19 protein-coding genes and 1 tRNA gene are annotated in these 25,463 nt (G+C 40.2%); 3 read left to right on the forward strand and 17 right to left on the reverse strand.

Going from position 1 to position 25,463, the window contains the following annotated elements; all coding sequences use genetic code 11:
* Nucleotides 1–170 precede the first annotated feature (170 nt).
* From OZX68_06845 to OZX68_06865, 5 genes are all read right to left on the reverse strand, one after another.
* A complete protein-coding gene (locus tag OZX68_06845) occupies nucleotides 171–2,429 on the reverse strand; it encodes a hypothetical protein (protein WEV60629.1) in 2,259 nt (752 codons plus the stop codon).
* A gap of 364 nt (nucleotides 2,430–2,793) precedes the next feature.
* Entirely contained in the window at nucleotides 2,794–3,339 is a 546-nt protein-coding gene (pgsA, locus tag OZX68_06850; GenBank protein ID WEV61397.1) for a CDP-diacylglycerol--glycerol-3-phosphate 3-phosphatidyltransferase, read from the reverse strand.
* 24 nt (nucleotides 3,340–3,363) lie between these two features.
* The gene (locus OZX68_06855; protein WEV60630.1) at nucleotides 3,364–4,293 is read right to left on the reverse strand and encodes a helix-turn-helix domain-containing protein; all 930 of its coding nucleotides are present in this window, start codon (nucleotides 4,291–4,293) and stop codon (nucleotides 3,364–3,366) included.
* 83 nt (nucleotides 4,294–4,376) lie between these two features.
* Nucleotides 4,377–5,672 carry a pitrilysin family protein gene (locus OZX68_06860; protein ID WEV60631.1) on the reverse strand — a complete coding sequence of 432 codons (1,296 nt, stop codon included), beginning with the start codon at nucleotides 5,670–5,672 and terminating at the stop codon, nucleotides 4,377–4,379.
* The gene (locus OZX68_06865) at nucleotides 5,665–6,957 is read right to left on the reverse strand and encodes a pitrilysin family protein (protein WEV60632.1); all 1,293 of its coding nucleotides are present in this window, start codon (nucleotides 6,955–6,957) and stop codon (nucleotides 5,665–5,667) included. The genes OZX68_06860 and OZX68_06865 overlap by 8 nt, the downstream gene beginning before the upstream one ends.
* A gap of 145 nt (nucleotides 6,958–7,102) precedes the next feature.
* Here OZX68_06865 and yaaA point away from each other — a divergent pair, with 145 nt between their 5' ends.
* The gene (yaaA, locus tag OZX68_06870) at nucleotides 7,103–7,453 is read left to right on the forward strand and encodes a S4 domain-containing protein YaaA (GenBank protein WEV60633.1); all 351 of its coding nucleotides are present in this window, start codon (nucleotides 7,103–7,105) and stop codon (nucleotides 7,451–7,453) included.
* Nucleotides 7,454–8,581 carry a DNA replication/repair protein RecF gene (gene recF / locus OZX68_06875; protein ID WEV60634.1) on the forward strand — a complete coding sequence of 376 codons (1,128 nt, stop codon included), beginning with the start codon at nucleotides 7,454–7,456 and terminating at the stop codon, nucleotides 8,579–8,581.
* 34 nt (nucleotides 8,582–8,615) lie between these two features.
* Here recF and OZX68_06880 read toward each other — a convergent pair whose 3' ends face one another.
* The 3 genes from OZX68_06880 to rpsB form a co-directional block, all read right to left on the reverse strand.
* Complete coding sequence (locus OZX68_06880) at nucleotides 8,616–10,355, reverse strand: septation ring formation regulator EzrA (GenBank protein ID WEV60635.1); 1,740 nt, start codon at nucleotides 10,353–10,355, stop codon at nucleotides 8,616–8,618.
* Nucleotides 10,356–10,581: 226 nt separating this feature from the next.
* Entirely contained in the window at nucleotides 10,582–11,616 is a 1,035-nt protein-coding gene (gene tsf / locus OZX68_06885) for a translation elongation factor Ts (GenBank protein WEV60636.1), read from the reverse strand.
* A gap of 90 nt (nucleotides 11,617–11,706) precedes the next feature.
* A complete protein-coding gene (rpsB, locus tag OZX68_06890; GenBank protein ID WEV60637.1) occupies nucleotides 11,707–12,492 on the reverse strand; it encodes a 30S ribosomal protein S2 in 786 nt (261 codons plus the stop codon).
* Between the two features lie 262 nt (nucleotides 12,493–12,754).
* On the opposite strand from rpsB, the gene OZX68_06895 reads away from it, so the two are divergent.
* A tRNA-Cys gene (locus OZX68_06895) sits at nucleotides 12,755–12,825 on the forward strand.
* A 37-nt stretch (nucleotides 12,826–12,862) separates the two neighbouring features.
* Here the strand turns inward: OZX68_06895 and OZX68_06900 are convergent.
* The 9 genes from OZX68_06900 to mutS form a co-directional block, all read right to left on the reverse strand.
* Nucleotides 12,863–13,084: a hypothetical protein gene (locus tag OZX68_06900; protein ID WEV60638.1), complete on the reverse strand. Its 222-nt coding sequence runs from the start codon at nucleotides 13,082–13,084 to the stop codon at nucleotides 12,863–12,865.
* 99 nt (nucleotides 13,085–13,183) lie between these two features.
* A complete protein-coding gene (gene adhE / locus OZX68_06905; protein WEV60639.1) occupies nucleotides 13,184–15,784 on the reverse strand; it encodes a bifunctional acetaldehyde-CoA/alcohol dehydrogenase in 2,601 nt (866 codons plus the stop codon).
* A gap of 240 nt (nucleotides 15,785–16,024) precedes the next feature.
* Nucleotides 16,025–16,468, reverse strand: coding sequence for a low molecular weight phosphotyrosine protein phosphatase (locus OZX68_06910; protein ID WEV60640.1), 444 nt, complete (start codon nucleotides 16,466–16,468; stop codon nucleotides 16,025–16,027).
* A gap of 21 nt (nucleotides 16,469–16,489) precedes the next feature.
* A complete protein-coding gene (locus OZX68_06915) occupies nucleotides 16,490–18,730 on the reverse strand; it encodes an HAD-IC family P-type ATPase (GenBank protein ID WEV60641.1) in 2,241 nt (746 codons plus the stop codon).
* A gap of 31 nt (nucleotides 18,731–18,761) precedes the next feature.
* A complete protein-coding gene (ruvB, locus tag OZX68_06920; GenBank protein ID WEV60642.1) occupies nucleotides 18,762–19,766 on the reverse strand; it encodes a Holliday junction branch migration DNA helicase RuvB in 1,005 nt (334 codons plus the stop codon).
* A gap of 164 nt (nucleotides 19,767–19,930) precedes the next feature.
* On the reverse strand, nucleotides 19,931–20,098 hold the full coding sequence (locus OZX68_06925; protein ID WEV60643.1) for a hypothetical protein: 168 nt from the start codon (nucleotides 20,096–20,098) through the stop codon (nucleotides 19,931–19,933).
* A 95-nt stretch (nucleotides 20,099–20,193) separates the two neighbouring features.
* Complete coding sequence (ruvA, locus tag OZX68_06930) at nucleotides 20,194–20,784, reverse strand: Holliday junction branch migration protein RuvA (GenBank protein ID WEV60644.1); 591 nt, start codon at nucleotides 20,782–20,784, stop codon at nucleotides 20,194–20,196.
* Nucleotides 20,785–20,798: 14 nt separating this feature from the next.
* Nucleotides 20,799–22,784, reverse strand: coding sequence for a DNA mismatch repair endonuclease MutL (gene mutL, locus OZX68_06935; GenBank protein ID WEV60645.1), 1,986 nt, complete (start codon nucleotides 22,782–22,784; stop codon nucleotides 20,799–20,801).
* Nucleotides 22,785–22,884: 100 nt separating this feature from the next.
* Nucleotides 22,885–25,461: a DNA mismatch repair protein MutS gene (gene mutS / locus OZX68_06940; protein WEV60646.1), complete on the reverse strand. Its 2,577-nt coding sequence runs from the start codon at nucleotides 25,459–25,461 to the stop codon at nucleotides 22,885–22,887.
* Between the last annotated feature and the right edge of the window lie 2 nt (nucleotides 25,462–25,463).

Here is a 25,463-nt window from a genome sequence, read left to right on the forward strand (position 1 = left end):
ACAAAAATACAACAATATTATTGGTAATTTATAAATTCATGTGTATATCTTACTTTATTGTTATGGATATGATATCACAGCTTTTATAAAAAATCTATCTTTTTGATTGGTTTTTTTACAAAAAAATTACAAAAAAAGAGGACTAAGTCCTCTCAATAAATTCAGTTATTTTATGGGGTTACAGCTAGAAGCCAAGTGATGGTAACATTACTGTAACTTCCAATACTTAGATAATCACCAGTGTAAGCCAAGACCCCCACATCCTCAGCCCAGGTCTTAGTATAGTTGTTACTGCCATCCCGACTGACATCATTGTTTGTGAAAACTGTCTGATAGTCAAGGTCAACAGGACTACTACCACTGTCTGCCTTCCAAAGAAGAGCATACTCATCAAATCCACTTACAAGAGTCTTTAAAACCCAGTGCTGGGGGGTGGGTCTTACATCATTAACTGTGACTGAGATGGTATTACCCGTATCCCTTGTAAGAATTCCCATTGATTGTGACATGGTACGATTGGTCCAGGAAAGATTGGTCGGGGCTGATACAAGAACTAGGGGCGGATCTGTTACGGTTAAGTTAAGGGTCAAAGGTGGCCCCGTAGTATCCTCTACCTTCTGACCATTCGAGGTGGTCTTATAAACCCTGATGGTAAAGGTGTATGACCCGACTGGAATATTAGCTGACAATATATAGTAGGTAAATGAATGGTAGTTGGTCGTTCCATCAGTGGTGGCTCCTGTGAAATCTGGTCCCACCTGATTGTTTGAGCTATCAAAAATCCTAAAGGTCAAATTGCGATTTGCCCCCTGGTCTCGCCAGTAGAGGTGGTCCCCAAAGTCACCAATAGCTGTAGTGACTGATTTGGAAGAGACAATACTTCCGTCAGCCCAGGACAAGAGAACGGGGGTTCTCCGCTCAAGGACAAGCTTGGTTGCCCCGTTTAGGGCAGTAACTTCAGCTGGTGCAAAGTTAGTCGTATTTCTGGTAAAGTTCCCTCCTGATGCGACCGTCCAGTAATTGGTGTTGGTCTGAGTAAGAAGAGGATTAGGGTTACTGCCGACAAAGGCATCATAGCCCGTTGTTCCATTACTAAAGGTTGAAAAATTAATCCTTAGGTTATTTCCAGCAACCTTACCTGATGTTCCTTGAAAACTAAGCCTTGAAGCATTATTGATATTAAAGGTCAAAAGATAGGAGTTGGTTTGGGTAGTAATGGCCTGACCAGACGCTGAGCTCCAATAGACCTCGGAATCCCGTCCCTGGTTGACCGTCATATTTTGAAAGACCGATGTTAAAGCGGTCTGAGCACTAAATTTACTACCAACACCCAAGGTTATAGTAGGACTAAGACCATCCTGATAAATGAGTCTTCCATTACTATTACCTGATTTTGGGGTAGTAGTAGTAAAATTCAAGACACCTCCATCTGCAATATTTATAACTGGATTATAACCTGAATAAATAAAATCATGTTTAGATGAAATATTAACAGTGGCACCTGCCCCTACCTGCATGTTTAAGCCCGTATTATACGCCCAAATAAAACCTGAATTCTCAGTATTAGTATCTGTTATATTGGTGGTACTTCCTGCAGAAAAAGTGATATTACATGTTTCTGCAAACTCCTGAGATCCTGATCCTCCGCCCATGATAAAGGTGTTGTTTCCGCTCAGGGTTAAAGAATCAGAAATTGCTGGTAGGTAGAAGGGCTGGGCTCCGTAATCTGAATAGTAGCCAATATTTTGAGCGATTATAGCCCTTCCACTTCCTGTACCTCCAGGTGCAATAATACCATAGTTATTATTGGCATTGGTCTGGCTATTACTACCAAGAGCTGCTTGAACACCAAAATTTACATTCATAAGAGTAATAGTTAGATTATTGGCCCCAAAAACTAGGCCTAGATTGGGAGACCCAGAACTTCCCGGCTGACCATAGGTTATGGTCCAGCGACCACCCATACCATCATTCTTATCCCCATTGATGGTCAGATTCCTTGGAATTGAGTAAGCTCCAGCCCCCAGGTTAATATTATTTGTAAGATTAATGGTATCAACAGTCGGTAGGGCTAGGGCAATAACTAAATCTGCTACACTCCCCACAGAGTAGCTAATCCTAGGTGACACCATGGTTGATGATTGGTCGTCATTAAGACTAGCTTCAGGCTCTTCTGATGAGGCCTGTCCAATAGAGCTTGAATTATCTGACATGGATGAAGTGTCTTGGCTGACCCATGAATTTGATGAGCTTTGATCTAAGGAGCTCGTAGAAGCTTCTGACTGAGAGCTTTCAACTATTGACTGATTGATGGAACCAGGCTCCACCGAATTTGAGCTCTCAAGGGCTTGGATACTTAAGGAATTAAATCCACAAAAAAGAAAAACTACCAAGACTAAAAAATTTTTCTTCAAAAAATTATTTTTCAATTGTAATACCTCGCTTACCGCTCAAACCTTTAATTTATTTATATAAGTTACATAATTAAAGCACATATTTCACTAATTATGTAAAATAAATTACATGATATTATAAAATAATGTACCCTAAATATACATAATTAAATGACGAATCCACTAAAAATCTTAAAAATATCCTTATTTTTAAGTATTATTCGCTATTTTATGAAAAATAAACCTATAATATTGGAAAAATAATAATATTTTGTTATAAAATATTTGGTCTAAATTTCACTAATACAAAACAAATATTAACACAATAAAAAGTAAAAATCTAATTTAAGGTAGACTTTGCAAGCTTTTTTCGCAAAAAAAAATAGACAGCTTGTGCTGTCTATTTAACATCCTTGAAAACTTTGGTATTTTTGGCAAAATAATCATAGCCTGAATAGATTGTAAAGAAGAGGCAGATGTATAAGGTAATATTACCCAGGGTCTTCATTCCAAGAAGGAGGAAGATGATGGCAAGCATCTGACTTGCAGTCTTTATTTTCCCAGGCATGGCGGCAGCCAAGACTGCACCTCCATTTTCGACTAATAAAAGGCGAAGACCTGTAACTGCAAGCTCCCTACAGATGATTACAGCAACCACCCAGGCAGGAGCAAAGCCCAAGGCTACTAGCATGATGAAGGCTGCCATGACAAGCATCTTATCAGCCAAGGGATCGGCAAATTTACCAAAGTTTGTTACTAGATTGTCCCGTCTTGCGATATAGCCGTCAAGCCAGTCAGTAGCACTTGCAAAGGCAAAGATAATTGCTGCTAGAAGGTGGGTTAGGGGGATACCAAAGACCATTAGAGATCCTGGTAGGGATAAGATTATAATGAATACTGGAATCAAGATGATTCGTAGAAGGGTTAGTTTGTTGGGTAGATTCATCTCCATGAAAGGGAGCTCGCTTTCTTAATTTTGGTAGGTAATGTTAAGGGTTATTGTGCCTGTTGTGGCCGTAAGGTTTGCTAGGTCAAGATTTTGACCATTAATCTTGATGCTTACACCTTGCACAACACCCAGAGTTATAATACTAGTAGTTGTTCGGTCAGTAAGTTTGGTTTGAGCTGACTTATTTGTAGGACTTAGGATAAGACCTGTGGCCAAATCTGAGTTGGTCACAGAAATCCATGAGCTGACATTATCTGCTACAGTAAGCTCGATACTTACAGGATTACTTGCATCAGTAACCTGAGCTGTTATGGCAGCCCCTGTGCCTGTAAGCGTGATTTGTTCCGCCTTTTTAGGAGCTTCCTTACTGGTTTCATCCTTACTTGTGCTTGTACTTGACTGGTCCTTATTTTCAGAGGTTTTTTGCTGATTGTCTTGTTCACTACTTATGTGACTACTTGTTTGACTGCTGGTCTGGCTTATTTTGTCACCAGTTGGCAGCAAGGCCTTGGGACGATTTAGAAAAACAACCAAAAAGACACCAACCAGGATTAAAAGGGCTGCACCTGAAAGTAAAATTAAGGGCAAGCGTGCCTTAAGTTTTTCATGAAAACTTTTTCTTTCCCTCTCCTGCTCCCTCTCATCTATTTCAAAATCGGCTAGACTGGCCTTGAAATCATCTGTATATGAATCAAGTACCTCCTCTTCTCCGATTTTTTGACCACTTTCATAGTAGTTGATTAAGGGACCATAATCAATACCCAGACGGTCTGAGTACTGCTTGATATAAGCACGCACATAGAAGCTTCCTGGAATAAGCTTATAGTCATCTGCTTCAAGGGCTAAGATATACTTTCTCTTGATTCGTGTCGTCTCCACAGCTTCATCAACAGTCCAACCCTTCTCTCGCCGCATATGGGCCAGGAATTCTCCAGCTGTTTTAGCTTTCATACTACCTCCTTTCTCAATCTTTCTTTCTTAATTATTTGTTACAAGTATACAATTATTTTAATCATTTTTAAAGGTCTAAGTACCTAGCCCTCTAGTCGCTTCTTAATACAAAAGACACTTTTTTGCAGGGAAGCTAGGAATTTTCTTCCATTGTCTCTTACAAGTTCCAAGTTAATTTTTTCTAAAACCTGCGGATAATCAAAGAAGGTAAGTCCTTCGTAGATATTTGATGCAAATTGATTGGCAATAAATTCAAGAGAATTCATGCTCTTAAAGTAGTTGCCCAAGTAATCCTTCTTGATGAGCCTTAGATGATCTTCAGTAAAATCAGGGTCAAGCTCAAAATTATTTAAGGCAGCCGTAAGCTCTTCTTCTAGGAACTTTATGTCCTCGCTGTCGCAGGTAAAGCTTGCCATATGAAAACGCTCATGAAGCTCAAAGTTGTAGTCAAAGGAGTCGTCGATTACCCCTTCATTGTAGAGCCTTTCGTACCTTTTGCTGGTCGAACCAAAGAGCATGGTCAAAAGGAAGAAGTTGGACATCCTATAGGTTAGAAGTTCCTTGCCATCTTGCGGCAAGAGATCTCCTCCCCTAAAGCCTAGGGCAAATTTGCTGTTTACAAGATCCATCTCTATCTGCCTATAGGCTAGGGAATCCTCAGCTTCAAACTCCCTTCTTTTGATTTGTCGGGCTTGTGGCAAGGTCTTTTGGGCCTGATTATTGCGGACGAAATCCGCCATCTGTTTGATATCAAAGGGACCTGTGATGAAAAGACTCATATTTTTTGGCTGATAGAAGGTCTTATAATTTTCGTAAAGGTCACAAGCTGTAATGTCACTAATACTCTTGGGACTACCAGCTATATCAGCAGCAAGAGGGGATCCTGGATAGAGATTTTCTAGGAGACCAAAGTAAAGCCTCCAGTCAGGGTCATCTTGATACATCTGAATCTCCTGGGTGATGATCCCCTGCTCACTTGCCACACCCTCCTCGGTAAAGTAAGGCTCCTGAACAAAATCCAAAAGTAGACCTAGACTCTCATAAACCTCTTCACTTGTCGAAAAGAGGTAGCTGGTTCTTTCAAAGCTTGTAAAGGCATTACTGGCTGCTCCAAGTCTTGCAAAGTCTTGAAAGACATCGCCAGATTCTTTTTCAAAAAGTTTATGCTCCAAAAAATGGGCAATTCCTTCTGGATAAGTCTTGAAAGAATCTCCGTCATAGGGAGTAAATGATGTATCTAAAGAGCCAAACTTAGTGGTAAAAAGGGCATAGGTCTTATTGTAGGAAGGCATAGGCAGATAATAGACCCTTAGGCCATTTGCTAAATCTTCCTGGTAGAGGGCCTCTTCTACCGCCTGGTATTCAATCTTCTTAAGCATCCTGGTCATCTCCCTTCAAAAAATAAATGGTCTCTAGGCTTACAAGCTGTGCAACCCTTACAACATCTTCTGAACTAACCTCAAAAAGGGCTTCAAGCCAGCTTTCCTGATCCTTATAAAGATTTGGAAACTCAGCTTGAATAAAGGCCTGCTCAATCAAGTTAGCTGGAGAATCTTGTGCTAGCTTATAAGAAGTTTCAAGCATTTTTTTGGTTTGTTCAAGGTCTTCCTGGCTAAAATCACCAAGCCTCATGGCTTCAACTTCTTGGCCGACAAGAAAAATAACCCTGTCTTTTTTAGCAGCTTCAATCCCTGCTCTAATCCTTAAGAATCCTCGGTAAGAATCAAGGGAGCTTGAAGCATAGTAAGCAAGCCCCTCCTTCTCCCTAACATTCATAAATAGCTTGGAGTGAGCAAAGCCACCTAAAATCCCATTGTAGACCAAGAGAGCCATATAAAGACTATCTCCAAAGTAGACAGGAAGATTGTAGGCAAATTCAATAATCGACTGATTGGCTGGCTTATCTTCTTCAACAAGCTCAAACTCCTTGAGCTCTTGCCTGTAAAAGTAGTCGGTAGGTTTTGGAGACAAGGTATCATTTGCTCGGTCTGTAAAAGCAAATTTTTTAAAGCTTTCCTCAATAAAAGCTTCAGTCTGGTCATCAAAATCCCCCAGAACAAATAGGTCAATCTCATCTTCCTTAAGCATTTTTTGGTAATACTTATAGGTGGTAAAACGGTCCTCAGCCCTAACGAGATCAGCTGTGGCACTACTTGGAAGCTTCATGTCACTATCCGTGAAATAAAGGCTGGTCAACCTCTGACTGGCGTAGTAGGACCTGTCTTCAACGCTTGCTTCCAAATACTTTATGAGATTTTTTTGCTCCCTCAAATAGGTCTCACGGTCAAAGGACAGCTGCCCCCCGCTTGTACTAAGAAGGGGATTAAAAATCACATCACCTAGGAAGGTCAAAGCCTCCTGTAAAAGGCCTGGATCCTTTACCAAATTAGGATTAACAAGGGATAGATTAATGGTTAGAAGGTGCTTTTTACCCTTTTTGGCCACCCTGGTTGAAAAAGTAGCCCCGTACATGTCTGAAAGCTTCAAGTCAAGATCTCTGTTACTGGTAAGATTTTTATTGCTGGTCTCCCACAGGTTTGAGATTAAAATCCTGTTGGCTAAAATTTGAGCCTTAAAATCAGCCTTAAAACGAATGACAAAACTTACAGTCTTGAATTTCTTCTCCTTTATTATAGTCAGATTAACACCTTTTTTTAGCTGCATATTCCGCCCTTTCTTCTCCTTGAATGATGTTTTCATTATAACAGATTTAGCAGGAAAAATTGCTAATCTTTATTTGGATTTGATCTCATGGGAAAGATTAATTTACAGGCTAAGATTATCTACCATTTTATGGTAGAATAGGGGCATGAATTATATACTATTTGATGAATTTATCACCCTTGGCAAACTGCTCAAGGAGATTGATATGATAAGTAGCGGTGGGGCCGCTAAGGCCTTCCTCGCTGAGAACACTATTATTATGAACGGGGAATTTGAGAACCGTCGCGGAAGAAAATTACGGGTGGGTGACCGCCTTGAATTTCCAGATTTTAACCTAGTCATCGAGATTTCTGCCCCAAGCGAGGAGGAAAGGGCTGAATTCCTAGAAGAAAAGGAAGAAAAAGAGCGAGTTAAGGAAATCGTTGCAAGACTTAATAAGGAAAATAAAAAAACAACCAAAAAACCTGCCAAACCTCGCTTTCCTGGAGTAAAATAAATGAAGCTAGAAAATATCTCTCTTAGAAATTTCAGGAATTATGATAGTTTGGACCTTGACTTCCATCCCAATTTGAATATCTTCCTGGGGCAAAATGCCCAAGGTAAGACCAACATCTTAGAGAGTATTTACTTCCTAGCCCTCACCAAAAGTCACAGGACTTCAAGTGACAAGGATCTCATCAAGTGGGAGAGTAGTCAGATGAAGGTGGCTGGCAGCCTTAAAAAAAATCACACCAAGTTACCTCTTGAAATCAACTCGGGTAAGGAGGGGCGAAAGACCAAGGTCAATCACCTAATCCAGCAAAAATTAGCTGACTATATCGGTCAGATGAAGGTTATCATGTTTGCTCCAGAGGACTTATCAATCATTAAAGGTAGTCCCAGTCTAAGAAGGCGTTTTATCGACATGGAAATCAGCCAGCTTAGATCCATCTATCTCTATGATTCCATCTACTACAATAAAATCCTCAAGGAACGCAATGCCTACCTTAAGTTTGATGGTAAAAAGATTGATGAAACCTATCTAAGCGTCCTTGATGACCAATTGATTGATTATGGTAGTAAAATTATCGAGCACAGGATAAGTTTCATCAGACATTTAGAAAATTTAGCCCAAAAACTTCACTTTAAGTTGAGCCATGGTCTTGAGGATTTAACTATCAGCTATAAGTCTAATGTTAAGCTAAGTAATGACCAGCCCACCCTTTCAACTATCAGGGAAGACTTTAAGAATCAAATCCACAAAAATAGGGAAAAGGAGCTCATCCGCCACCAGACCTTGGTTGGGCCTCATAGGGATGACTTAGAGTTTTTTATCAATGGCATTAATGTGGCCGACTTTGGCTCCCAGGGCCAGCAAAGAACGACAGCCCTATCTGTCAGGCTGGCTGAAATTGATTTAATCTTTGAGGAAAGTGGTGACTATCCCATCCTCCTTCTTGATGATGTCATGAGTGAGCTTGATAATATGAGACAGCTTGATCTACTTGAGACCATTCTTGGGAAGACTCAAACCTTTATTACCACAACAACCCTTGATCATCTTAAAAATCTACCAGCCAACATGGAGGTCTTCCAGGTGGAAAAAGGTAGTATTTCCCCTCAAGATAAACTAGCCGAAATATAGAAGACACAAAAAAAGAGGCCAAGCCTCTTTTTTCTTATCTAATTTCCCTGTAATCAGGAATTTCTTTGTTGTTAAAGTAGAAGTTACTGATACGGTCAACTGCTCCAGGTTCAACAGATTCAAGAGCATCTGAGATATCCTCACGGGCCTTATCATATTCCCATTCATTATCGAAAATATCTACTGCACGGTTGAAGGCTTTTGCTACCTCACCATCAGTTGTCTTATAGCGATTTGAATACTGGATTAATTGCTCTGAAAGGTTGGCATCATCAGCCAAACGGTCAGTTGCATCCTCTAAGATATCCATATCTTCATTGCTAATATCTAGTAGATTTGTAATAGTATCGATGTTAACGCGAGTCTTATTAAGTTCCTTGAAAAGTGACTCTACACGAGATGTAGCCATGTAGAACAAGTCAAGATAAGCCTCAGGAAGACCTGGAAGATTTAATTTTTCAACATAACGCTTGATGGCCCTAAGTTCGATATCAAAGGTATCAGCCTGTATTTGGGCTTGCTTTTCAATAACCTTAAGCTTAGAAAGAGATTCATTAATCATGACCTGATTGTCTTCAATCTCTGTTAGGGTAGCAAGAATTTCATTCAGGCGACCATTAAGGCTTGAGCTCGCTTCACTTGCTTGGTCAACATCAGCAAGTAAGTCCTTAGCATCTTGGCTAACTTGATCAATTTGAATCTGGTAAGAGCGAACCTGTCCCATCTCATTAGCTGTTAGGACATAACTTTGCGAAATATGGTCAATTTCAAGGAGAAGATTTTTATTGTTATCACGTGTGTGAGCGATAAATCCTTCAACCATACCGATATTTTTTTCAAGTTGCTTGCTGGCTGTATACTCAGCTTCAAAAATCTTATAAAGAGAAGCAATCTCATCTTGGATCAACTTAAGTTCAGCCTCTGCATGCTTAAGATCAAAGCGTTCTGAAGCTTCCCTTGTCTCCTTGATACGCTTAGAAATACCTTCCATCTCTTGGTTAAAGTCAATCTCTGCTGGCAATTTGTAACCAAGTTCCTTGAATTTTTTCTCCCCGTCTTTGAGTTCAGCAATACTTGCTGGCAACTCTTCATCAAGGGCCTTTACGATTTCAGGAATTTTCTTGGTAATTTTACCAAGAGCAATAGTATGCTCCTCAGCAAGTTCAAGAACTTCAGCTGCTTCAATCGGGTCACCTGTTGAATTTAAGGTAACAAAATTTGAAAAATCTTCTTCAATGTTATTCAACTGCTTGTTGATTTCGTCAATGGTTGTTCCATAAATATCAGCATGTTCAGAGATTTCATTGCGAAGTGACTCATAAAGGTCAAGCGAAGCTTGAATTTTTGAGCTATTTTTCTCTTCCTGGACTGTTAAATCCTTGATGGCCAAACGAATGGCTGAGACATCAGACTTCATCAACTCAAGTTGTTTTTCGCAGGCATCAATCTCGCCCTTAACATTTAAAAAGTTAAAGCCACGATTTAATTCCTCTGCCTCAAAAAGGTGTTTTTCAAGGTCAGCAAAAGAATTGGCTGAAAGATCAACCCACTTTTGGTTCCATTCCCTGTAAACACTTTGACTTTGTCCAATCAAATGCATCTTTTTAACTGCATCAATCTCACTTTGCGTTGGAAGGTCAAATAATTCTTCCTTCTCCTCCTCAAGCTTATGGATACGCTTTTCATTGCCCTTGCGTGTAACCATGACAAAAATATATCCAGCTAAAGCCGCAACGATTATGATTATTAAGCCCCAAATAATTGTTGTTGACATATATAACTCCCCTAGTCCTCTAGTCTAAATTGTACTTTCAATTATATCATATTTTAAATGATAGTGGTAGCTTAAAAGAAAAACATCCCTTAAAGTCTGGGATTAAATTCTTATATATTTCCTAAAAAAAGAAAGAAAAAGACCCGATTCTGTCTAGCAGAACCAGGTCTTCTTGCCCATCTCTAATTTGACTTTAGGTCAATCTATGAGAGAACATAATGGTTGATTATTTGCTTGCTGCTTTTGTTTGAGCTGCAACTTCTGCTGCAAAGTCATTTACAGCTTTCTCAATTCCTTCACCAACTTCGAAACGTACGAATGCAACAACTTTTGCATTTACTGAATCAAGGTAAGCTTCAACTGTTTTGCTGTCGTCCATGATGTAAACTTGAGCAAGAAGTGTGTAAGCTTGGTCAACTTTAGTGTTGTCAAGCATGAAGCGGTCCATCTTACCTGGAATGATTTTGTCCCAGATTTTTTCTGGTTTACCTTCAGCTTTAAGCTCAGCTTCGATGTTTTCACGAGCTTCAGCAAGTACTTCGTCAGTGATTTGAGCACGTGATCCGTATTTAAGAGCTGGAAGTGCTGGTTTGTTAACCATAGCACGTGATTCGTTATCTTGCTCGATAGCGTGGTTCATTTGTGCAAGCTCATCAGTGATGAATTGTGCATCAAGTTCTTTGTATGAAAGTACTTGTGGTTTCATAGCAGCGATGTGCATTGAAACTTGTTTAGCTAAAGCGTCATCTCCACCGTCGATAACAGCGATAACTCCGATGCGTCCACCGTTGTGTTGGTAAGCACCAAAGTGTTGTTCGTCAGTTTTTTCAAGTAAAGCAAAACGACGGAATGAGATTTTTTCCCCGATTGTAGCTGTAGCATTAACGTAAGCTTCTTCAAGAGTTTCTCCGTTAGCCATTTTAAGGGCCATAGCTGCTTCGTTGTCAGCAGGACGTCCTTCAGCGATAACTTTAGCTGTTTCGTTAACAAGTGTTACGAATTGATCGTTTTTAGCTACGAAGTCAGTTTCAGAGTTGATTTCAACTACTGCTGCAACGTTACCGTCAACGTAAACACCAGTAAGTCCTTCAGCTGCTACACGGTCAGCTTTTTTAGCTGCCTTAGCCATACCTTTTTCACGAAGAAGCTCAACAGCTTTTTCCATGTTTCCATCAGTTTCAACTAATGCTTTTTTAGCGTCCATAACACCAGCACCAGAGATTTCGCGTAGTTCTTTAACTTGAGCTGCAGTAACTGCCATTTTTCAGTCTCCTTGATTGATTTTTTATTAAGAAAAGGCGAGGCCAAAGCCCCGCCTTAGCGTTTGTAACTTTATAAAGTTATCCGGTTCTTACTTGTTGTCACCTTCAACAACTTCAACGATTTCTTCGATTGAGTCATCAGAAGAAGTTGCAGTTGCTGCAAGTTTAGCTTCAACAGATTCAGCTGCATCTTCACCTTGACGGCCTTCGATGATAGCGTCAGCCATTTTACCAGTGATAAGTTTAACGGCACGGATAGCATCATCATTTGCAGGGATGATTACATCGATTGGATCTGGGTTAGCGTTAGTGTCAACCATAGCAACGATTGGGATATTAAGTTTTGTTGCTTCTTGAACAGCGATTTGTTCTTTATGTGGATCAACAATGTAGATAACGTCTGGGATGCGAGGCATATCAGCGATACCACCTAGGAATTTTTCAAGACGTTCACGTTGTTTGTTAAGTAAAACAACTTCTTTCTTAGGTAAAACTTCGAAAGTTCCATCTTCTTCCATACGGTTGATTTCTTTAAGACGTGCGATACGTTTTTGGATAGTTCCCCAGTTAGTTAGGGTTCCACCAAGCCAACGGTGGTTAATGTAGTATTGACCAGCACGAAGTGCTTCTTCTTTAACAGCTTCAGCTGCTTGTTTTTTAGTACCAACAAATAGTACAACAGCTCCATCAGCAGCTGCATTACGCATGTAGTTATACGCACTATCTGCCATTTTCACAGTTTTTTGTAGGTCGATAACGTGGATTCCGTTACGTTCTGTGAAGATGAAAGGTTTCATTTTTGGGTTCCAACGGCGTGTTTGATGACCGAAGTGAACACCTGCTTCAAGTAGTTGTTTCATTGAAATGACTGCCATTTTGCAAGTCTCCTTTATATTTTGTTTTTCCCCTCTTCCAATCATCAACTTGCCAAAAAGACCCGTGGGCACATAGAAGACAATCCGATTGAAATGTGAAATTATAGCTGTAATAACAGCCTTTTTATTATAATCTATTTAATCCTTTAATTCAATAGTTTTTTATAAAAAGTCTAGCTTTGTCCTAGTCTTTTTCCCAGCAAAAAAGAGTTTACAAAAGTTCCCATTCAGGTTATAATACTAGTATTGCATCAATTGATGTGGCGGCATAGCCAAGTGGTAAGGCATGGCTCTGCAAAAGCTTGATCGTCGGTTCAAATCCGTCTGCCGCCTTATAAGATAAAAAAAGAAGACTTCGAGTCTTCTTTTTTTATCTTAAACTTACCAGATGGACAAGGTTAACCACAAAAATTGCTAGGGCAACTAGCAAAATAAGGACGAGTAAAAGACGATAAAGCCCCATTCCCTTCTGATCAGATGCCGTCTTGCTTCCAGCAAGGTCATCATGCCAAAAACGGTAGGTAACATAAATTACTAGGACAACTAGCAGTAAGCTTAAAAGCAATGAACTTAATAATAACCAAGTAGCCATAATTTCTTTCCTCCTAATAAATTTTAATTATAAAAATAAGTTTATTCATAGTCAAAAAAAGCAGCCCCTTACTAAGTAATAAGTAAGGGCTACTTTTTTCTATCCCTTGTAGTCGTAAGCCACTTGGATAATATTTTTGAGTTCTGAGATTAATGGTTCTTTTGGATTGGCAGTCGTACATTGGTCCTCATAAGCTTTTTCAGCCAGATGATCAATATCTAAGGCCATTTGTCCTTTGGTGATTCCTTGACTCTTCCAGTTCATGTCAATTCCAACTGAAACTCCCAAATCATAAACTGCCTTAGCAAGAGACTCTACTAATTCTTCTGTCGTATTTCCAGGAAGTCCTAGGAAGCGTGCGATATCAGCATAGTCTGTATCGGCACGGAAGAAGTCATATTTAGGGAACATGGCATGCTTTTGAGGGTCTTTGGCATTATAGCGGATAACATGCGGTAAAAGAATGGCATTGGTGCGTCCGTGAGGGATACTCCAAGCTCCACCAACCTTATGGGCGATTGAGTGGGTAATACCTAGGAAGGCATTGGCAAAGGCCATACCAGCAATAGTTGATGCATTATGCATTTTTTCACGGGCTTCCTCATCCCCATTTTTAACTGAATCTTCAAGGTAGTCAAATACTAACTTAATGGCTTGAAGGGACAATCCGCGAGTATAGTCGCTTGCCATAACTGACACGTAAGACTCAATAGCATGAGTTAAAACGTCCATTCCAGTATCAGCTGTAACACTTGCTGGGACTGACATTACAAGTTGAGGGTCAATGATTGCCACATTAGGGGTTAGGGCATAGTCAGCTAGGGGATATTTTGTGTGGTCATCGCTATCAGTAATTACGGCAAATGGTGTAACCTCTGAACCTGTACCTGATGTTGTTGGGATACAGATCAGCTCAGCCTTTTTAGCATAAGGAATCTTGTAGGCACGTTTTCTGATATCAAGGAATTTTTGTTTGGCACCAAAGAAGCTTACGTCTGGGTGCTCAAAGAACATCCACATGGCTTTGGCAGCATCCATGGCAGAACCACCACCAAGGGCTACAACAACATCTGGATTAAAGTCCATAAAGACTTCTAGTCCCTTGTAAACAGTGTTAGTTGATGGATTTGGCTCAACATCTGAAAAAATTGCAACTCGTGGGTTATTTGGATTTTTTTCAAGCTGGGTACGAACTAAGTCAGCATAACCAAATTTAACCATTCCTGGATCACAGACAAGCATTACTCGCTCCGCCTCAATCTGCTGGAGGTAGGTAATTGAATTTTTTTCAAAGTAGACCTTGGGTGGTAGCTTAAACCACTGCATATTATTCCTTCTTTTAGCTAAGGTTTTTACATTAATCAAATCAAGGGCAGAAACATTATGAGAGATTGAATTGTGACCATATGATCCACAACCAAGGGTTAAAGATGGAATCATCTCATTATAAATATTTCCAATTCCACCTTCTGCTGACGGTGTATTTACAAGGACACGGCAGGCTTTCATCCGAAGGCCAAAACGGATTTGTAAGTCTTCATCTTCTGTATGAATGACGGCTGTATGTCCAAGACCACCTAGATTAAGCATGGCTTCAGCCTTGTTAAGGCCATCTTCTTCGCCATCTGATTTAATAAGGGCTAAAACTGGAGAGAGCTTTTCACGCGATAAAGGATAATCTTCTCCCACACCAGCAATCTCTGCAAGAAGAAGTTTAGTTCCCTTTGGTACCTTAATTCCTGCAAGTTTTGCAATGTTTTCAGCTGAATGACCAACAATCTTTGGATTTACTGCGTGGCCATCAGGCTGCATAACAACAGCTTCAAGTTTTTTAAGCTCATTTGGGTTTGAAACAATATAGCAATTGTGTTTTATAAATTCCCTCTTAACCTGCTCGTAGATTGACTTATCAACGATTGCTGCCTGTTCGCTGGCACAAATCATTCCGTTGTCAAATGTTTTAGATAGGATAATGTCATTTACGGCACGTTTTACATGAGCGTCACTTGCTAAGTAGCTCGGTACATTACCAGGACCAACTCCAAGAGCAGGCTTTCCGGTAGAGTAGGCAGCTTTTACCATAGCAGAACCACCTGTCGCAAGAACTGTAGCCACACCTGGGTGATTCATCAGAAGACTTGTAGCCTCAAGACTAGGTCTTTCAATCCATGATACACAATTTTCAGGAGCTCCTGCCCTAACTGCTGCATCTCGAACAATGCGAGCTGCCTCAGCCGATGATTTTTGTGCTGATGGGTGGAAGGCAAAAACAATTGGATTACGAGTTTTAAGGGCAATCATAGCCTTAAAGATGGTAGTCGATGTTGGATTTGTTGTAGGAGTTACCCCGCAAATAACACCAACTGGCTCAGCAATATGGATAAGTCCTGCCTGGTCGTCACGGTCAATGACACCGACTGTTTTATTATCTTTAATGGCATTCCAGATGTATTCAGAAGCATACATGTTTTTAATGGCCTTGTCCTCATAGATTCCACGCCCAGTTTCTTCAACAGCCATCTTGGCTAGAGACATGTGCTCATTTAAGGCAGCCATACTCATCTCGTGAACAATGTGGTCGACCTGCTCTTGATTGAGTTTTTCAAGCTCCTTAAGGGCATAGTTGGCTCTACCGACCAACTCATTAATCATCAGCTCAGTTTCTGAAACTTCAACAGTTTCCACAGTCTCTACTACCATCTTTTCTCCTTTATAAGTCATTTATAAGTTTGTTAATCATTTATCAAAGTTATTATATCACAGTTTATGTAAAAGTAAACCATTTTTTGATAATTTTTTCACTATATTTGGCTAAAAAATCTTATTATCGGCCTTAAATCTTATATATAGAATATTTTTCGCTAATTTTTGTTAAATCTTATTTTTAAAAATGTTATAAAAGTAACAAATATCATCAAAAAAAGAATCTCTTGGAGATTCTTACTTGAGTTGATCAATTATTTTCCTACTTCCGCTTCTTACAAGCTCATAGGTTTCATCAAAATCACCGGTGAAATAAGGGTCAGGAACACTTTTTCCTTCAATAAATTGATGAATTTTTCCCTGATATTCTTCAGGCGACATGTTCAGAAGGTCCCGTTGATTATTTTCATCCATGGCATAAATGTAGTCAAAATTTTTAAAATCGGCATCAGAAATTCTTCTACTTGTCTTTGTACTATCATAGACAATTCCGTGCTCCTTAAAAATATCAAGGGTTCCCCCGTGGATTTTATTACCATGTTCCCAACTACCAGTCGCAAAACTCTCTACTTGATAATCATCAGAAAGTCCCGCTTTTTTAAGCTCATCCTTAAAGACAAACTCAGCCATGGGACTCCTACAAATATTACCCAAGCAAACAAAAGCTATTTTCTTCTTCATTATCTACCTCTATTATCTTTCCTATCTTCTTAATAGTCTTACCTTCTCTAGTCCCCAGTAAATCAAGACAACCATGAGCAATAAGAGACCGCAAACCAGGTAATCAACTCCGTTAAAACTTCCTATATTCTTATCAATAAATAAAACATCAACGACAAGGGCTAGGATGGCTGAAATAGAGAGAACCAGGAGTAAGATTTTATTATAGTAATTAAGGGGACGACTTACTACCCCAACCATTAATAAACCATTTAACATGGCTATAATCAAGCAAATGAGGCTCACCTTGCTGTAGTCACTAATAAAAATATTTGCAAGAATGCTTGATACTATAAGGGTCGAGCTTCCGATACAGGCATTTACCAAGACATCTCGCATAAAATTATCAGCTACCTTGGCCTTACTTTCTTCAAAGGTCAAGAAGAAGGAAGGCACACCAACTGTAATGGTCGACAAAAGGGTCAGCTCGATTGGTGTAAAGGGAAATCTTAGGGCAAACAGGATGGAGATGACTGAAAAGGCAATGGAGAAGAAGGTCTTAATCAAAAAGAGGGACTCAACCTTTTGAATATTATTGATAACCCGTCTACCTTCCATCAAAATATCATAAAAGACACCAAAATCATCTGTTAAAAAGATAATATTTGAAACACTTTTGGCAGCACTGGTGGCTCCATTCATGGCAAAACTCACATCTGCTTTTTTAAGGGCTAAAACATCATTCACCCCGTCTCCACTCATGGCTACTGTCCTACCTTCATCCTGGAGGATTTCAACCATCGCCTCCTTCTGACTAGGCGTTACCCGGCCAAAAATATCATATTTTAAAACAACCTGACGAAAGTTATCATCTGCGACCTGGCTCATGTCAATGGCCCTAGCATCTCTTGAAAAACCTGCTTCATGGGCTACTCCAAGGACAGCCAGGTGATTGTCCCCACTTATTATCTTAATATCTACATTCTGACTAGAAAAGTACTCAAAGGTTTCCTTGGTATTGTCCTTGATTTCATCAGATAAGATGACACTACCAACAATCGATAAATCATGCGGACTTTCAAGATAATCCTTGCTCCAGGCAAGGGTCAAAATCCTATAACCCTCAAGTTTTGCTGCCTGAAATTTTTCTCCCGGCTCCTCTTTGAGGTCTAAAAACTCCGCTGCTCCAAAGAAGTAAGTTCCCTGACCTTCAACTTGAATATAGGAATACTTGTTTTTACTTGAGAAGGCTCCAATTTCCTTAACCTGCCAGCTTCTTTTGAGCCTTAAGGCCTCTTTAAGGGCCCTACTTGTAGCATTCTCGTCATCAAAGTAAGAAAGATAATTCTCAAGAATATCCTGGGTTTTAGGGTCAATATCAACAAGCTTCATCCTACCTGTCGTGATTGTTCCAGTCTTATCAAAACACAAGACATCGACCCGAGCCAGGGTCTCAACGCAGTAAAGTTCTTCAACCAGCACCTTTTTACGGGATAGTTTGAGGGCAGATACTGCAAGGGATACACTTACCAAAAGAACCAAACCTTCAGGAATCATCCCAACAAGGGCTCCAGAGCTTGTAAGGACGATTTCATTATAGCTAAAGCCCTTATAATAACCCCTAAGTGACATCAAGATGGCCAAGGGAATTAAAAGAAGGGAAATAATCTTTAAGATTTCATTCAAACTATCCCTAAGCTTTGAAGGATACCTTTTAAAGGTCTTGGTCTTCTGGGCAAACTTATTAATATAACTTGCGTCCCCTACGGCTTCAACCTTGATTAGGCAGTGGCCGCTTAGGACATTACTACCACTTAGGAGCTCTTCACCCACGCCCTTTAAAATACTTTCACTTTCACCTGTTAAAAGGGACTCATCAACCTCTATCTGGCCTGATATGATTCTTCCATCAACTGGTATTTGGTCACCTATATTTAGGTGGAGGTAGTCTCCTTGGACAATTTCCTCTGAATAGATTTTAACCGTTTGCTTATCCCGGTTAACTTGGTACTCACTTCGACTTAGAAGCTCAAGTCGTTCAAGGGCAAGCTTGGAGCGAATCTCCTGGACGCTTCCAATAACTGAGTTTACCACAATAACGAAGACAAAGGTCAAATTTTCAAAACGTCCCGTTGTAGCAACAACAAGGGCCAGGACTAAAACCATCCCATTGATGAAGGTAAAGGTATTTGAAAAAATTATCTCCCAAACTGATTTGGTTATCTTATCAGTCGTTATATTTTTTTTAGCAGCCGCAACTTCTTGGCTTGTTATATATTCCAAATGTTCCTCCTCTTACATCATTAAATATCTGCTAATCCTCTGCAAGGAAAGGAAGACCCAAGTGGTCATAGGCAAGTTTCGTTACCTTCCTACCCTGCCTAGTTCTTACAATAAATCCCTTTTGAATCAAATAAGGTTCATACATATCCTCAATGGTCTCACGCTCCTCAGCAATATTTACTGCTATAGTTGAAAGACCAACAGGACCCCCATTATACATATCAATCATGGTTGTAAGAATTTTTTGGTCGATATAGTCAAGACCTGCTCGGTCAATATCAAGCATGCTTAAGGCCTGATCCGTCACTTCCTCGTCAATCAGACCAGACCCCTTAATCTGGGCATAGTCCCTAACCCTTTTTAAAAGACGATTGGCAATCCTTGGAGTACCACGACTTCTAAGGGCCAATTCAAGTGCTCCCTGGTCACTTATTTCAACATCAAATAAGCCAGCCGTTCTTTTTACAATCTCCTCAAGGTCATGAACCTCGTAGTATTCCATATGGGCAGAAATACCAAAACGGGCCCTTAAAGGATTTGAAAGCATACCAGCACGCGTCGTAGCACCAACTAAGGTAAAGGGGGGAAGCTCCAGGTGAACGCTCCTGCTACCGTCCCCACTACCCAGCATGATATCAATATAAAAGTCCTCCATAGCCGAGTAGAGAATCTCTTCTACATTCATGGGCATTCGGTGAATCTCATCAATAAAAAGGACATCACCTGGCTCAAGCTCATTTAAAAGGGCAACCAAATCCCCTGGTTTTTCAATGGCAGGCCCTGATGTCTGCTTGATATTTACACTAAGCTCCTGGGCGATAATAAAAGCCATGGTTGTCTTCCCAAGACCTGGGGGGCCAAACAAAAGAACATGGTCAAGACTTTCCTGCCGCATGCGGGCAGCCTCAATAAAAATCTCTAATTGCTCCTTTACCTTGTCCTGGCCAATATATTGGGCTAGCCTTTGGGGTCTTAAGGAAAGTTCATTTGAAAGTTCCTGACCCTGAGCCCTACCATCTAAAAATTCATTTGTCATTGTCACCACTCTCCTAGCTTCCTATTAGCCTTTATTATAGCATAAGACCAAAAGGGATAAATCGGCCAAACTATGTAAAATATAGAAGCAAGCTTATCAGCTCAAGCTTGATTAACCAAGTCCAAACAAAAAGATTCAGAGCCTTAGACTTTGAATCTTTTTAATTATTTTTTCTTTTGAAAAAACATTTTTACTTGATCATGGAAACTAGTCCCAAGATTTCTCTTAATAATCCCCATACGCGTTACAAGACTTATTAAAAAGACATCGAGGATTAACCAAAAAACTCCCCAACCACCTAAATCACTTAAAAAATTAAGCACGATATCCACCAAACCTTCCTACAAGAAGGATACAGCTCCAAGGGGAAGCTGTCAAGTTTTAGTTAGGCTTAGGTACCATATACTAGCAATACCAGCACTTCATACTAACGCATCATAAATTTAAGGGCTGATTTGATGTAACCCTCGGTTGTATCAGAACTTCCTTCCAGATTCTTCCTAACCTTCTTAAGCTCACTAGCCTTATAACCCAAGGCTTCAAGGGCTTCAAGAGCTTCTTCAAGGGCTGTATTTTGATTTTCCACCTGCCCCTCGGCAAATAAATTACCACTTGGATTAAGCTCAAATTTCCCTTCAAGGTCTAAAACCATCTGCATGGCCGTCTTTTTCCCAACCCCAGGAAATTTCATCAGATACTTGGTATCACTGGCATGGATGGCTTCAACCAGACCCTCATTATCGGAACTTGCAAGAATGGCTAAAGCAGATTTTGGACCAATCCCTGAAACACTAATTAATTTTAGGAAGAGTGCCTTCTCATCCTCACTCATAAAGGCATAAAGGGTGTGGGCGTCATCTCTTATGACCTGATGAACATAGACCTTAAGCTCCGTTTCCATCAGGTGAGAAAAGCTATAGGGATTAGCCACCTGAAGGAGGTAGCCAATGCCTGAAACTTCAACAACAATATAGGTAGGAGTAATCTTTACTAAAACTCCCTTAATGTATTCATACATATATCTACTTTCTATTAAAACTCTAAATCCCAACCACCCCTGTGATTTTCTTGGATTCTTCTAAACATTTTTTCCATGTCGGCCTTGGTAAAATGGACCAACACAGGCCGACCATGTGGGCAATTGTAGGGATTTTTACACCTAGATAAATCCACTAAAAGCTGTCTTGCACTAAAATCGTCAAGATAATGATTGGCCTTGATAGACTGCTTACAGCTCATCATAATGGCAAGATCAGCCCTATAGTCCTTAACGCTCACCTGGCCTAGATTTAAAAGCATGTCAATCATCTGATAGACCGCCCCTTCAACCTCAGCTTCTCTCATCCAGTCTGGATGTTCCCGCAAGATAAACTGCTGGTCACCATACTCCATTAGATTTAAGCCAACCTCCCTTAAAAGAGGTAATTTTTCCTTGATTAAAAGAAAATCATTCTTAGGAAAATCAAAAAGATAAGGAATTAAGAGCTGCTGCTTACGGTCTTCCACCTGACCAATTTTTTCCCTGAAATATTCATACTTAATCCTCTCCTGGGCAGCATGCTGATCAACAATATAAAGACCATCACGTCCCTGGGCAAAAAGATAGGTACCGTGCATCTTTCCAAAAAATTCAAGCTCCGGGAAGGTTGACTTTTCTTCGCTTTCAAGTTTTTTTGCAAGACCACTTAAATTTTTTACATTTTTTTTATCAAGATGACTAAATTCTGGATGTTCCCCGTCCTCGAAATTAGGAAGACTTTCCCTTTTAGCCTGCCTAGCTCCTTGATTTGGCTCATCTTCTAAAAGCTTATCAATTACTTGATTAGAGAGGTAAGAGCTGGTGTTCTCCCCAGTAGCTTCCTTGGGATAGGATTTAGTCTCCACTAGCCCTTCTTCAGCCACAAAGAAATCCTTTTTTTCCTGGTCATAGGAAAGATTGGAGCTTTTTAAGGGAAGGCTGGTCTGAATGCCCTTAGCCTCCCTTGTTTTTAAAGACTTTTGCAGATTGTCTAAGGCATCTGGAATCAAAGTTTCCTTATTTAAGCTCTCAGCAATCAGCCTTGATATGAGGTCCATGAGCTCCTTTTCCTTGGAAAGACGGACTTCCTGCTTGCTTGGATGGACGTTAACATCAATCAAAAAGGGATCCAGTCTAATATCAAGGACAGCCAGCGGAAAACGCCCTACCATAAGCTTACTACCGTAGCCATTAATAAGAGCCCGGTTGATCAAGAAATTCTTAATATAGCGGCCGTTGATTAAAACCGTAATATAATTTCTGTTGGCACGGGTCAGCTCAGGCAGGGAAATATAACCTTTAATATCAAAATCAAGGTCACTTCCTGAAATTTCAATCATTTTTTTAGCGGTTGCTAGACCGTAAACCCCAGCAAGGGCTGCACGCAGGTCCCCGTTTCCTGCAGTCTTCATCAGACTTCTTCCATCACTTATAAGGGTAAAGGAGATTTCCGGGTGAGCAAGACTCTGGCGATTAAGGACATCACTGATATGAGAAAGCTCTGCCTGCATACTTTTCACATATTTTAGTCTGGCAGGGGTGTTAAAAAACAAATTTTCCACCCTGATTTTTGTTCCCTGCCTTTTGGCCATGGGCTTAATTTCTTTAATATGACCACCTTCAGCAAATAATCTACTTCCTACCGCCTCTTCAGCAACACTTGTTTCAATGGTCATAAGGCTAACACTTGCAATACTTGGCATGGCCTCTCCCCTGAAACCAAGACTTTTGATGCGAAAGAGGTCATCAATTGTCTTAATTTTACTGGTAGCGTGACGCTTAAGGGCAAGTTCAATATCATCACTCCTAATGCCCTCCCCGTTGTCTGTTACAACAATTGATTTAAGGCCACTTTCCTCAATGCTGACAGTAATTTGGGTGCTACAAGCATCAATGGCATTCTCAACAAGCTCTTTTACAACACTTGCTGGTCGCTCAACTACCTCACCAGCCGCAATCTTATCAGCCAAGTAGGGATCTAATTCTATAATTTTTGCCATCTTTTCTCCCTCTTTTAATCCAATCTATGATAATTATAACAAAAAAGTGGCTGACCACTTTTTCATCTAATATTTTAAAATGTAAGTTTCAGTAAAAGAATTAAAGTAGACCCTTTAATTCCCAAAGGAAGTTCATTGAATCCATCAGGGTCATACTTGTTAGATCAAGATTACGGATTTTTTCAATAATTTCTTGATCCTTCTGTGGGTCCGCAAAAAGATCCAACTGCTGAACTTTTTCTTCAAGCTTATTTTCTACTGTATTTTTTACTTCAGATTTATATCCTGAATTATTTTCTTTTGATTTTTCTTCCAAGGAAGCCAAGATAGATTCAGACCTCTTTAGTAAATCTTCTGGAAGCCCAGCAATCCTTGCCACATGGATTCCATAAGACTTATCAGCTGGATCGTCTTCAATTTTATGGAGGAAGGTAACTGTCCCGTCTTTTTCAAGGCTTGAAACATGGACATTTTTCAGGCCCTTAAGGCTTTTTGAAAGCTCGGTCAGCTCATGATAATGGGTGGCAAAAAGGGTTTTTGCATGAATATTATGAGCAATATATTCAATGATTCCCTGGGCTAAAGCCATACCGTCATAGGTCGCAGTCCCCCTGCCTAGTTCATCAAATAGAATCAAACTCCTACTAGTCGCCAGACGAATGGCATTGTTGGCCTCCATCATCTCAACCATAAAGGTTGACTGACCCGAGGTCAAATCATCACTTGCCCCAATTCTTGTAAAAATAGCATCAAACAAGGGTAAGACTGCCCTTTGAGCAGGTAGATAGGAACCCATTTGAGCCATGATTACAGAAAGAGCCAACTGCCGCATGTAGGTCGATTTACCACTCATATTAGGACCAGTAATCAGCTGAATTTCAACATCCTCAGGCAGAATAATATCATTTGGTATGTACTCCTGCCTGCCAAGAACCTTCTCAACTACAGGGTGCCTACCACCTTCAAGAACCAAGTTTCGTCCTTCTTCAAGGATTTCTGGCCTTATGTACTGGTAATTTTCTGCTACAAGGGCAAGGGATAGAATGCAGTCAAGCTCACCAACAGCCCTTGATAAGGCTTGAATTCTTGGAATGTAAGACTCAACTAAGGCTCTCAATTCCAAAAATAAGTCATACTCATAGACTGATGATTTTTCCCTGGCTTCAATCATCTTCCCTTCAATCTTGGCCAATTCCTCACTACCAAAACGCTCAGAATTTTTAAGGGTTGCCTTCCTAAAGAAGTGTTCAGGAACCTGGTTTAAATTACTATTGGTAATGTGGAAGTAGTAACCATCCTTACGATTGTAGTCAATTCTTAGGGCATTAATGCCTGAAGTTTTCCGCTCACGCACCTCAAGCTCTGAGATCCAAGCCGTCCCGTCCCTTAGAGTAATCCGGTAGTCATCAAGCACTTGATTATAGCCGTCCCTTATAATACCACCTTCAGTTATGGATTTTGGAGCATCTTCAGAGATACTATCCTCCAAAAGTTTTCTCAGATCATAAATTTCATCAAATGATCCAATCAAAGTATCTAAAGTAGGACTTGCAATACTTTCTAAAATCCCCCTAATCCTTGGCACCTGTCTAAGGGTATTTAAAAGCTGGAGGAGGTCTTGACCGTGAGCCTTACCAAAGGAAATCTTACTTGAAAGCCTTTCAATATCATAAACTCCCTTTAGGGCCTCAAAAAGATCAGCCCTTTCAAAGAAATTATCAAGAAAGACCTGAATCAGATCCTGCCTCCGTCTAATCTTGTAGTCCTGGATAAGGGGACGCTCGATCCATGAACGCATCATTCTAGTTCCCATGGCCGTCTTGGTTTCATCTAAGAGACCAAAGAGACTACCCTGCTTCTTACCTGTCTTAAAATTCGCTGTAAGTTCAAGGGAACGCTTGGTGGCATAATCCATCTTTAAAAAGTCGGTTAATTCATAGGTCCTTAGTTCCTGCAAGTGACTTAGACTTCTTTTTTGAGTCTCTTTAACATAGGTTAAAAGTTTTGCGGCAACACTTTTTTCAAGGGGACTTAAGGAAGCTCCAATCAAATCAGACTCCTCTGCAGTAAAATCTGCTTCCTTTTGATAACTTACTAGAATATTAAGTTTTACCTTAATTAAATCAAGCTCGGCATCACCTGCCTCATAACCCAAAATAATTTCCTTAGTTTGAAGGCTTGCGGCTTCATTTAAGACATCTAAAAAATCATCAATCCTTGTTACGTAAAACTCACCTGTTGCAAGGTCAATATAAGAAAAACCATATGATTTTCCGTCGTAGTCAACAGCCGTTAGGTAATTATTAGTCTTGTCACCATTTAGGCTGTCAACAGCTGTACCAGGTGTTACGACCTGGACAACCTCCCTTTTTACAACTCCCTTGGCGGTCTTTGGGTCCTCGGTTTGTTCAGCAATGGCTACCTTGTAGCCCAAATCAACCAGAATATCGATATATTGCTGGGCACTGTGGTAGGGCATACCTGCCATGGGAATTGGATTTTTAGCATTTTTATTCCGGCTCGTTAAGGTTAACTCTAAAATCTGAGCAGCTCTTACGGCGTCATCATAAAAAAGCTCATAAAAATCACCCATCCTAAATAAAAGTAAGGCATCCTGATAATCAGCCTTAATATTTAGATACTGCTGCATTCCTGGTGATATTTTTTCCTCTGCCATTT

The sequence above is a fragment of the Streptococcaceae bacterium ESL0729 genome (assembly GCA_029391995.1).
Classification (GTDB): Bacteria; Bacillota; Bacilli; order Lactobacillales; family Streptococcaceae; genus Floricoccus.

What these genes read in the sequence shown, in the direction of transcription:
- pgsA (WEV61397.1), bottom strand. Translation starts at nt 3,339, where the DNA reads ATGAATCTACCCAACAAACTAACCCTTCTACGAATCATCTTGATTCCA.
- OZX68_06855 (WEV60630.1), bottom strand. Translation starts at nt 4,293, where the DNA reads ATGAAAGCTAAAACAGCTGGAGAATTCCTGGCCCATATGCGGCGAGAG.
- OZX68_06860 (WEV60631.1), bottom strand. Translation starts at nt 5,672, where the DNA reads ATGCTTAAGAAGATTGAATACCAGGCGGTAGAAGAGGCCCTCTACCAG.
- OZX68_06865 (WEV60632.1), bottom strand. Translation starts at nt 6,957, where the DNA reads ATGCAGCTAAAAAAAGGTGTTAATCTGACTATAATAAAGGAGAAGAAA.
- yaaA (WEV60633.1), top strand. Translation starts at nt 7,103, where the DNA reads ATGAATTATATACTATTTGATGAATTTATCACCCTTGGCAAACTGCTC.
- recF (WEV60634.1), top strand. Translation starts at nt 7,454, where the DNA reads ATGAAGCTAGAAAATATCTCTCTTAGAAATTTCAGGAATTATGATAGT.
- OZX68_06880 (WEV60635.1), bottom strand. Translation starts at nt 10,355, where the DNA reads ATGTCAACAACAATTATTTGGGGCTTAATAATCATAATCGTTGCGGCT.
- tsf (WEV60636.1), bottom strand. Translation starts at nt 11,616, where the DNA reads ATGGCAGTTACTGCAGCTCAAGTTAAAGAACTACGCGAAATCTCTGGT.
- rpsB (WEV60637.1), bottom strand. Translation starts at nt 12,492, where the DNA reads ATGGCAGTCATTTCAATGAAACAACTACTTGAAGCAGGTGTTCACTTC.
- OZX68_06900 (WEV60638.1), bottom strand. Translation starts at nt 13,084, where the DNA reads ATGGCTACTTGGTTATTATTAAGTTCATTGCTTTTAAGCTTACTGCTA.
- adhE (WEV60639.1), bottom strand. Translation starts at nt 15,784, where the DNA reads ATGGTAGTAGAGACTGTGGAAACTGTTGAAGTTTCAGAAACTGAGCTG.
- OZX68_06910 (WEV60640.1), bottom strand. Translation starts at nt 16,468, where the DNA reads ATGAAGAAGAAAATAGCTTTTGTTTGCTTGGGTAATATTTGTAGGAGT.
- ruvB (WEV60642.1), bottom strand. Translation starts at nt 19,766, where the DNA reads ATGACAAATGAATTTTTAGATGGTAGGGCTCAGGGTCAGGAACTTTCA.
- ruvA (WEV60644.1), bottom strand. Translation starts at nt 20,784, where the DNA reads ATGTATGAATACATTAAGGGAGTTTTAGTAAAGATTACTCCTACCTAT.
- mutL (WEV60645.1), bottom strand. Translation starts at nt 22,784, where the DNA reads ATGGCAAAAATTATAGAATTAGATCCCTACTTGGCTGATAAGATTGCG.
- mutS (WEV60646.1), bottom strand. Translation starts at nt 25,461, where the DNA reads ATGGCAGAGGAAAAAATATCACCAGGAATGCAGCAGTATCTAAATATT.